1 protein-coding gene is annotated in these 4,206 nt (G+C 59.9%); it reads right to left on the minus strand.

Annotated elements, in window-relative coordinates:
* Window positions 1–459 precede the first annotated feature (459 nt).
* On the minus strand, window positions 460–4,206 hold a 3,747-nt coding region (locus ACFSJC_RS15120; RefSeq protein ID WP_386027884.1), incomplete at its 5' end, for a beta strand repeat-containing protein.

A 4,206-nucleotide genomic window follows, 5' to 3' on the forward strand; every position in this document is an offset into this window, starting at 1 on the left:
GAGGCGCTGGCCGGGCGACCGAGGGTGGCCAGGAAGTACGCGGATACTTTTGCGTTGTATTGCTCAGCAGTCGGCATGTCATGCTCCTTACAGATTGAGATTCGCACGATAGGCTCTGCGGCTGAATCAATGTGAACGCCCCAGCACCAAACGTAGACTCGACCCTTTTAACACATCATTCTGGGAAATTTCACCCGACCGTCGAATGGGCATTGAAGGAATCGATAGGCGATTATTTTAGCCGTCTTACGGAAGACGTGCACAGATCGATCCGCCCAAACCGGCACACCGCCCGCTGACGCGCATCGGCACATACGAAAAACGCCTCCAGGTTGCCCTGGAGGCGTCCGATTCGATCCACCCAACTCGACGCTGGATGGATCTTAAGCCGAATGGATGGTCATGGCGCATTCAAGCTCGCGCCACGACCGGCCATCGTTCAGCCATGAGACATGAGCATCAAACTCCATCCAAGCCAGTGATGCTGAAGACACCCTGATTCGATGCACTGACGGTCGCAACGCCGGTCAGCTCAATCGACACCGCTGCGCCTGCTCCTGCATTTGCTGCTGCATTCCAGTAAGTCAGGGTATCGCCAGCAAAATACCACTCACCGGCCGTATCAACATCACCTACAACATTCACACCCGTCGCCGCCGGCCCGGCCAGGTACGATCCAGCCGTAGATCCGTCCGCAGCCAGCACATTCAGCTTATCGCTAGTGGAGAGACCGGCGATGCTATCGAAGTTGCTCGCATCAGCAGCAACCAACGTAAAGACATCGATAGCGTCGGTTGCAATCAGGGTTGACGTACCATCGGCCGTCACAGAAATGGTATCCGTGCTGGTGGCGGCAACACCCTGAGTATTGAACACATCCTTGTAATTCGCGGCGTTAATGGCCGCTGAACCGCCGCTGAAGCTGATGACGTCATTGTTGTTGAGCAGATCGATGGCCGCCGCCTCCGAGAAGTCACCTCCGGACATAATCACGGAGTTCACCGTAATCACATCAGCATCCGTGAGCGTAATCGAGGCCGTGCTGATCGCCGCAAGCTCGGTTTGAGACAACGTCGCTTCATTGTCCACGAAGTCGATGGCGCTCGCATCGGAGGCCGGAGTTGCGGTTTCGCTCGTCAAGCCAGTGAAGGTGACCTCTTCGTCGTTTGCGGTCAACTCGGCCGTGATGGTGATCGTACTGGCGATCTTGCTACTAGCCAGCTCATCGCTACCAGGCGTCGTGCCATCCGCAGCCACACCCAGCAAGTTGGAGAGCGTATCCGATACGTCGTACTCCATGCTGCCGGAGTTAGTGGCATCAACGATCGTACCCGCCTCGGATACCGTCGCATCAGTACTCGCGGTGATATTGCGCGCCCCGTCCAGTACGGTTGCGTTCGCACCAGCAAGATTCGCGGCGGTGTCCTCGAGGTCGTACTTGGCCAGATTACCCACACCGTCAACAGCGACCGTGGGCACGGTCAGCAGGCTCGCCAGCAGCTCTTCGTCCACGCCGCCAGCGAACTTCACCAGCAGGTCGGTATCGTCGACCACGCCGTTGGTACCGTTGACCAGGTCACCGAAGATGTAGGTGTTGCCGGAATCGCCGAAGATGTAGAGCGCGTCATCGGTCGCATCCAACTGAGCGAGGTAATCGAGCTTGTTGCCCAAAGACAGGCTGGCAATATCGCTCTTCTGCTTGGAGGTCAGCTCGGTGACGGAATAATCGCCACCCAGGACGAAGCTGTCGGACAGGGTCTTGTCGACAGTCCCCTCCGCGTCGGCATCCTCGACCAGCGTGAAGCCTTCGATGACATCCGTCTTGAACACCGTCGAACCGAAGTCGCCGGAACCGGAGCCGATCTCATCATAGGTGACGCTGTCCAGCCCGCCACTCAGCTTGATGGTCTCGGCCAACGCGGCGTTTTGAGTAGCAAAGGTCAAGCCGCTGCCGGCCACGACCTTCTTGTCGGTAGCGTCCCAAGCGATCGCCGTCAGACCGGAGGCATCGATGGTGGCCAGCTTGCCGCCGCCCACAACCTCAGCCGTACCCGTGCCCGTCAGGGTCAGAGTGGTCAGCTCTGCGACAGAGACATCGTTTGTCTGGGTCGAATTGCTGGAGCCCGTCATGCTCATGCCCGGAGCGCGGAAGGCAAAATTGGAACCGACGACACCCGTTTCATCGGCATCCGGGCACACGCTGTCATAGAGGATGGTCGAGTTCAGCGCCACATCCAGCGTCTTGAAGTCACCATCAGCCGTTGCATAGCCATTGACAGCGACCTCCAGATTCAGCGCATTGGCATAGGCCACGACGGTTGCCGGATCGTAGGCATCGCCACCCTTGACACCCACGGAAACGGTGCCGCCGTAGGAGGTCACGGAATCGTAGCTGTCGCTGCCGCCGTCCGCAATCTCGGCCTGGGTCAGATCGGTCGTGCCGCTGGCGGCCTCGAACCCGGCATCGACCACCGTCACCGTAGAGGACACACCGGAGCCGGAACCATCGGCGTGGCCGTCGAGCGTGATGACCTGATCCTCCACATTGAGGATGCGATAGTCGCCACCACCGCTCGTGGCGTTGTCATCGAACCCGAATCGCTCATAGCCGGTCATGCGGTCGGCATCGACGATATAGGTCTGACCCGAACCGCTCGCCCCCTGATCGACCAGGGTCAGCTCGTTGAAGTTCACCAGACGCTCGGTCAGGGCCGTGTAGTCGGTTGGCTGGAAGACCTGGTCCGCATCGACATTCAAGGTGACGTCATTGTCGCCCTCGCCACCGTCGATCACCCAGGTCGCCCCGAGGTCGGACATGCCGAAGTCGTCGAATGTGACGGAGTCGTCTCCCGCGCCCAGGTTCACATCGACCGAGGTGGTCTCAACGGTGCCCATATCCTGGAAGCCCGTGCCGCCAGAACCCTCAAAGGTCAGCGTGTCAGCGCCAGCGCCCGCCGTGATCTCCAAGGTCTTGGAGGTACCAGAGATAGTAAGCGTGTTGTCGCCTTCCCCGAGGTCGATGGAGGTCGTCCCGGAACCATCGTTATCAAGCTCAACAGTATCGTCGCCACCGTTGGTCGCCAGGGTCACGCCCTGCGCGGCAGTCGCATTCGAAATAACCCCACCGCTCCCGCCAATCTCATCGTTGCCCGCGCCCGTGATAATGGTATGGATGGCCCCGGAGCCACTCGTGGCCGCAGTCTTCATCAAGAAGATGTCAGCATCGCTGGCCGAGGCGTCGAGCACCTCGAAACTGAAGCCGCCAGAGCCGCCAACGCCCTCCGTTGGCACCAACATAACATCGACTTCGGTATTCAGCGTCAGCGTATCGCCGGACGCCACAGAGGCAGCCAATTTCGCATAGGCATCCAGGGTCACCGGATTGCCGCAAGCCGTCTCGGATTCATAGGTGAAGTCGCCGGACACATTGATGGTGTTGGCGCCATTGATATCCACCGCAACAGAACCGGATTGCCCACCCGAACCGTCGTCAATCGTCGTGGCGTTATCCAACACGGCGTTGAGCGTGGTCTCGCCAGCGGCCATGTTGATCGTCAACCCGACATCAGCGCTCCCGACGATGTCCAGATTGCGGAAGCCCAGGGTGTTGTCCGAGGCGACCTTATCCACACTGGTCGCGCCATCGATCTGCCAGATCTCCTGGGCGCCGACGAACTTGGAGGCATCGAAGCCGCCAGACCCACCGAAGAAGTAAGTCAAATCGTCCGCTGCTTCGGTGTTGTAAATATTGATGGTTTCGATGTTCTGAACGGTGCCGACCTGGGAGGCGTTCTCGCCGCTGCTGCCGACGAAGATGTTCAGGACATCGTCGCCCTTGCCGCCATCGAGCGCATCGAAGCTCTGCAGGGTATTGGCGTAATCACCCAGCAGGTTGTAGGGCGCGGCATTGAAGGTGTCGTTGCCGTCGGTGCTGGTGGTGCCGTCGGAACCGATCAGAACGCCGGAAACGTCTTGACCCGTGGTGAGCGTGAAGGTCTGACCGGGGCTTACTTCCCCATCGACGATCCCCTGGATGACACCGTCGATCGCGCCCGAGGCGGCGGCGGCGCTGTCCGCGTCGGTGACACCGGCAAGCCAGTCGACCGCGTCGGACGGGTCGGCGGCATAGGCATTGTTCTCCTCGACGGTGTCAAGGTGGCTGGTGAACTCCTCGGCAGCGCCCGTCTTGGCGATCAGCGCCTCGCG

The organism is Thiorhodococcus fuscus (assembly GCF_042682685.1).
GTDB classification, from domain to species: Bacteria; Pseudomonadota; Gammaproteobacteria; order Chromatiales; family Chromatiaceae; genus Imhoffiella; species Imhoffiella fuscus.